Source organism: Neobacillus sp. NRS-1170 (genome assembly GCF_050468025.1).
Map to the genome: position 1 here is coordinate 1 of NZ_JBITPF010000095.1, position 6514 is coordinate 6514.

Genomic DNA, 6514 nt, shown 5'->3' on the forward strand with positions numbered 1-6514 from the left:
GGATACATCCAAAGCAGAAACCGCCTCATCACAAATAATTAATTTAGGATTTACCGCAAGAGCGCGGGCAATTCCAATCCGCTGTCGCTGCCCTCCGCTAAACTCATGGGGATAGCGATCTAGTGCTTCCTCAGGAAGACCGACATAACCAAGTAATTCTAACATTCTTTCCATCCGTTTTTCCTTCGGAACAACTTGTTGAATCGCCATTGCTTCATTTAATATTTGCTTGACCGTTTGCCGTGGGTTGAGTGAGGCAAAAGGATCCTGGAAAATAACCTGCAGATCTCCTCTAAGCTTTCTCATTTCTTTTTTATTAAAATCGAGTATATTTTGCCCAGAATATAAGACTTTTCCGTCTGTCGGTTCATCCAGTCTTAAAATCGCTCGTCCAGTCGTTGATTTTCCGCAGCCAGATTCGCCGACAATACTTAATGTTTCCCCTTCATAGAGATGGAAGGAAACATCATCAACAGCTTTTACATAGTTTTTTGGTTTAAATACGGAGTCTGTTTTAACTGGGAAATACTGCTTTAAATGATCCACCTCTAATAATACTTTCTTTTTTTCCGCAGTTTGCATTATTGTACAGCCTCCTTTTCAATAACTTGACCAGTCCATTTATCTGTATACATCCAACAGCGAACCTTAGAGCCATCAGTTTGTTCTACTAACTCCGGCTGTATGGCATGACATATTGGCTGCTGGAAAGGGCATCTTGAGGCGAACCTGCAGCCAATCGGCATATTATAAGGACTTGGGACACTGCCCTCAATCGTTTGTAATTCTTCCTGATCTTCGTGAATCTTCGGTAAAGAATTTATTAACCCTAGGGTATAGGGATGCTTTGGGTTGGTGAAGATGTATTCGGTAGCTGCATGCTCGACAATATTACCGGCATACATAACTGCAACGGAGTCACATGTTTCTGCGACAACTCCCAAATCATGTGTAATCATGATGACACCCATGCCCAACTTGGTTTGAAGGTCTTTAATTAACGAAAGTATTTGTGCTTGAATCGTTACATCCAAGGCTGTCGTTGGTTCGTCAGCAATCAATACCTCAGGGGTACAGGCAAGTGCCATCGCAATCATGACCCGCTGGCGCATACCGCCGCTTAATTGGAAAGGCTCCTGTTTTGCCCTTTTTTCAGGAGAGGGGATTCCAACGAGCTTGAGCATTTCAATGGATTTAGTCCATGCTTCTCTTTTTCCCATATTTTGATGTAGTCTTAAAGCTTCCGCAATTTGTTCACCAACCGGAATGACGGGATTTAAGGAGGTCATCGGCTCTTGGAAGATCATTGAAATTTCGTTTCCGCGAATTTTCCTCATTTCGTCCTCTGGAAGGGACACCAAATCCTTTCCTTTGAAAAGAATTTGCCCTCCCGCGATTTTACCAGGAGGGGAGGGGATTAAACGGAGAATCGAAAGGGATGTCATACTTTTCCCGCAGCCGGATTCGCCGACAATACCCAAGGTCTCACCCTTTTGTAGTGTGAAATCGATGCCATCTACTGCTTTACTTACGCCGCGCTTCGTATAAAAATGAGTTTTTAATCCTTTGACTTCTAATATCGGTTTGTTTTTCTCAGTCATAACTTCATTCACCACCTATTAATTTAATTCAATCCGTTTATTGAAGAATCGATAGAATACATCAACAAATAAATTCACGATTACGAAGATAAGCGAGGCCATTAATACTCCGCCCTGGACCATTGGTAAATCGCGCATCCGAATCGCATCTACAATCATACGGCCTAGTCCATTGATGGCGAATATTGATTCAACAAGTACCGTTCCCCCAAGAAGAGAACCAAATTGTAACCCCACTACGGTGATAACTGGAATTAGAGCATTTCTTAAGGCATGTTTATAAATAATTACGCGTTCACGAAGTCCTTTGGCTCGCGCTGTCCGGATATAATCCTGACGAACGACCTCTAACATACTGGATCTAGTCATCCGGGCCACGATGGCGGCACCCCCGGCACCTAATGTAAGGGACGGAAGAATAACATGCAGGATGCTGTCCCATCCAGCAACGGGAAGGATTTGCAGCTTAACGGAAAAGAAATACATCATCATCAATCCAAACCAAAAGCTTGGAAGTGAAATTCCTAGAAGGGCAACTAACATTACACCTGTATCTGTAAGGGAGTAAGGCTTTATTGCTGAAATAATCCCGGCAGCCATCCCTAAAATGATGGTGATAAGAATACTAAAAAATGCAAGCTCCATGGTAATCGGTAAGCGAACCATAATTTCATCCAAAACTGGCTGGCTATTTTTTAACGAAGTGCCAAAATCACCATGAAAGATATTCGTTAAGTAATCAAAATATTGAACCAATAAAGGCCGATTTAATCCTAATTGCTCTCGAATTCCATTAATCGTTTCCTTAGAAGCCCCTTCACCTGCCAGCAATACGGCAGGATCACCAGGTACGAGCTGCATAATAAAGAAAACGACAAATGTAACCCCGATTACGACCGGGATGGTCTGCACTAAACGACGAAAGATAAACATGAACATGATGGTCAGCCTCCTTTTAATCTATTATTTTTTCATCCGTGGATCGAATGCATCGCGTAATCCATCGCCAAAAATATTAAAACCTAATACGAGTATTGATATCGTTAACCCTGGGAAAATAGCAATATAAGGGGCAGAGAACAAGAAATCCCTTCCATTACTTAACATCGTTCCCCATTCAGGTGAAGGGGGTTGTGCCCCAAGACCAAGGAATGACAATCCTGCTGCGGAAAGAATCGCAGTAGCAAGTCGTAAGGTCCCTTGGACAATAATGGGTGAAAGAATATTCGGAAGAATATGTTTAAAAATGATTGTCAAATCATTGGCACCTAACGACCTTATGGCATCGATATACTCGAGTCTTTTGACCTCAAGGGTAGAGCCGCGGACAATCCGGGCAAATAATGGGACTGAAAACGCCCCAACGGCAATCGTAACATTAATCAGACTTGGTCCAAGGGCGCTAATAATCGCAAGAGCGAGTAAGATTCCCGGGAAAGCCAGCATAACGTCCATCATTCTCATAATGATAGAATCAACCCATTTTCCATAGTAGCCGGCGACAAGTCCAAAAATAATACCGAAGAATGCACCGAAAAATACAGCTGCAAATCCAACCCCCATAGAAAGTCTTGAACCGTAAATAATCCGGCTTAAAATATCTCTTCCTTTATCATCTGTTCCCATCCAATGGTCACCAGAGGGCGGCATTAATTTGTTTTCCAATTTTATTGCATATGGATCATAGGGAGCCAAAAGTGGGGCAAATATCGCGATGAGAATATAAAAAACAATAATCACTGCCCCAACTAAAGCCGCTTTATTTAACATTAAAACAGATAAGAAATCTTTCAATTTAGATTGTTTTGGTTGACTCATAGATTGTTTGATTACGACTGAACGATCTGTTTTCACTTCTACTGACATGAAAAAACCTCCTTATATTTTTTGAAAAAACATGATGCTGACTCTCGCTGATTTAATCCCCCTTCCAAGCGATTTTTTCTATGGGAATATGTACAAATTATCAAAATTTTAATGAATGTAAATATTTTTTAAATTGTTTGTCAAAATAGTTAAAAATTCAGTAAATATTCTGTAAATATTCTTGTTCATCATCTTCTATAATGCAGATAAGCAAATTTAGAGGCAGGTGAAATTGGTTTACATCTTAGATTCTGAATTTTTAAAAAGACAACAAAGGAGCAGGGGAAAATGGAGAGAAAAAGACGAACCATCAAAAATGGCATTCTATTTGTATTAATTGGATTAATGCTGATGATTGCTCAAGCATGTTCTACAAAATCATCTACTTCTAATGAGGCAGCAAGTAAAAAAGAAGGACCTAAACAAGGCGGAACCTTAACCGTAGTCAGGCTTTCTGATGCAACCAAGCTAGACCCTCATTTCATTACTGATATTCCTTCCGCAAATATTGTTTATCAAAAGGTTTATGAGGGCCTGGTTGAACCAGATAAAGATTTTAAAATTCAACCATTATTAGCAAAAGAGTGGAAAGTGATCGATGACACCACTTGGGAATTTAAATTAAGAGAAGGCATAAAATTCCATGATGGTGCACCATTTAATGCTGATGCTGTTAAAAAAACCTTTGATCGTTTGCTAGATCCGAAAACAGCTTCGCCGCAGCGCGAAAAGTTTTCAATGATTAAAGAAGTGAAGGTTGTGGATGAAAACACTGTTCAATTAATTCTTGAATATCCTTATGCACCACTTCTATCTATTTTGGCAAGTAATGAAGGAAGTATCATTAGTCCAAAAGCTTTGGCGGAAAATCCTGATTCATTATCACAGCATCCAGTTGGAACGGGGCCTTTTGTGTTCGAGTCTTGGAAGACTGGCCAAGAAATTTCCTTAAAGAAAAATGAAAACTACTGGGGCAAAAAACCAAATATTGATCGTGTAGTATTCAAGGTCGTACCTGAAGATGCTACTCGTCTTGCCATGATTGAAACAGGAGAAGCGCAAATCAATGACCAAGTGCCTGTCACAGAAATTGATCGCATTGAGGCTTCTGACAAAATGGCTCTTTACCGTACTGATGGACTAGCTGTTGAATATGTTGGATTTAATGTAAAGAAAAAGCCATTTGATGATGTAAGGGTTCGTAAGGCAATCAGCCACGCGATTGAAAGAGAAGCCATTATCAAAGGTGTCTATAATAATGTTGGAACTCTTGCAAACGTTGCGATGAGCCCGAAAGTGTTTGGCTATAGTGATAAAGTGAAGCCATATGACTATGATTTAAATGAAGCAAAGAAATTATTAAAAGAAGCTGGCTATGAAAAAGGTCTTAAAGTTACATTATTAACAAGTGACCGAAAAGAACGTATCAATATGGCCGAAGTTATTCAATCTCAGCTAAAAGGGATTGGCGTAGATGTGAAAATCCAAGTTATGGAGTATGGCGCCTATATCGGTATGATTGAAAAAGGTGAGCACGACATGGCGATTGGCGGATGGGGAAATGCAACAGGTGATGGAGATTACAACCAATATAACCTATTCCATTCAGCATCACAGGGACCTCCAGGAAACCATTTCTACTATAGCAATCCTGATGTAGACAAAATGATTGAATCAGCACGAAGAGAAACAGATGAGAAAAAGCGTTTAAAGCTTTATGAAGAAGTTATGCAGAAGGAAATTGACGATGCCGTTTATGTTCCAATCCGAAACTACGAGCATATCGCTGCTTATAGTAAAAATGTAAGTGGATTCTGGTTAAATGCTGCAAGTTATTTAATGATTGATGATGTAGTCATTAAGTAAAAACGGATTAAGTTTTTTGGGGAAGTACTTTTGTGAAAAAGTACTTTTTCCTAATTTAATTGAGGAGGAATTGGAATGGGAACTTTTTGGTTAACGAATGTCCGCTTAGAAAAAGGATTCATTTATGAAAATAATCGTGTGGCTGCTACCGAAACGGAAGTTTGCCACTTGAAGATTGAAGAAGGAACCATAACTGAAATTACAAATATAAAGCCTGAGAAGGACATAAAGCAAATCGATGCTAATGGTAAGCTTTTGCTTCCTTCCTTAAGGGACATGCATATCCATATTGATAAAACTTATTATGGCGGACCATGGAAAGCCTGTACACCAATCACGAACGGTATTTTTACTAGATTGGAAGAGGAGAAAGAATTACTTCCGAAGCTCCTCCCTACTGCTCAAGAACGAGCGGAGAAAATGATTGAATTATTATTGGAAAACGGACATACCCATATTCGCACCCATTGTAATGTGGATCCTGTCATCGGTTTGAAAAATTTAGAGGTAACTGTTAATGCCTTAAAAAAATACGAAGATGTGCTCACCTATGATATCGTGGCTTTTCCACAGCATGGACTATTAAAAAGTGATTCAGTGCAGCTCATCCGTGATGCTATGAAGAATGGAGCTACATTAGTTGGCGGGGTAGACCCCGCGACAGTGGACCGCAATATCGAAAAATCCTTATATACCGTCTTTGATATTGCCGTTGAAAATAATAAAGGCGTCGACATTCATCTTCATGATCCCAATACTTTAGGGGCATTTACCTTTGAAAGGATGGCGCATTATACAAAGGAAGCAGGGCTTAAGGGAAAATCTACGATAAGCCATGGGATTGCATTAGGCGATTTAAATGGGGATGCACTCTCAGATATGGCTGCTATCTTAAAAGATCAAGAGATGGATGTTACCACGACAGTACCGATTAATCGGGCGACGATACCTATTCCATCTCTAGATAAATTAGGCATTCGTGTTTCTGTAGGTCATGATAGTATAACAGATCATTGGTCCCCATTTGGAACTGGAAATACGATCCAAAAGCTGGGAACTTTGGCAGAAAGATTTCGATTGAGTGACGAATATTCTTTATCTACAGTCTTAAAGTATGGAACCGGCGGTGTGACGCCACTTAATGAAAAAGGAAAGCGCGTCTGGCCGAAAGTAGGAGATGA

At 40.1% G+C, this 6514-nt stretch carries 6 protein-coding genes; 2 read left to right on the plus strand and 4 right to left on the minus strand.

The features are described from left to right. The 4 genes from ACIFOT_RS30485 to ACIFOT_RS30500 form a co-directional block, all read right to left on the minus strand. Positions 1 to 582: ATP-binding cassette domain-containing protein (locus ACIFOT_RS30485; RefSeq protein ID WP_430072215.1), on the minus strand; the 582-nt coding region annotated here is incomplete at its 3' end. Further along, complete coding sequence (locus ACIFOT_RS30490; protein ID WP_430072217.1) at positions 582 to 1601, minus strand: ABC transporter ATP-binding protein; 1020 nt, start codon at positions 1599 to 1601, stop codon at positions 582 to 584. The genes ACIFOT_RS30490 and ACIFOT_RS30485, both read right to left, overlap by 1 nt. A gap of 18 nt (positions 1602 to 1619) precedes the next feature. Further along, positions 1620 to 2540 (minus strand): nickel ABC transporter permease, encoded by a 921-nt coding sequence (nikB, locus tag ACIFOT_RS30495; RefSeq protein WP_430072220.1) that lies wholly within the window; start codon positions 2538 to 2540, stop codon positions 1620 to 1622. 24 nt (positions 2541 to 2564) lie between these two features. Next, a complete protein-coding gene (locus ACIFOT_RS30500) occupies positions 2565 to 3419 on the minus strand; it encodes an ABC transporter permease (RefSeq protein ID WP_223588667.1) in 855 nt (284 codons plus the stop codon). 336 nt (positions 3420 to 3755) lie between these two features. On the opposite strand from ACIFOT_RS30500, the gene ACIFOT_RS30505 reads away from it, so the two are divergent. Continuing rightward, positions 3756 to 5333, plus strand: a complete 1578-nt coding sequence (locus ACIFOT_RS30505) for a glutathione ABC transporter substrate-binding protein (RefSeq protein ID WP_430072222.1) — start codon at positions 3756 to 3758, stop codon at positions 5331 to 5333. 75 nt (positions 5334 to 5408) lie between these two features. Next, on the plus strand, positions 5409 to 6514 hold a 1106-nt coding region (locus ACIFOT_RS30510), incomplete at its 3' end, for an amidohydrolase (protein ID WP_430072225.1).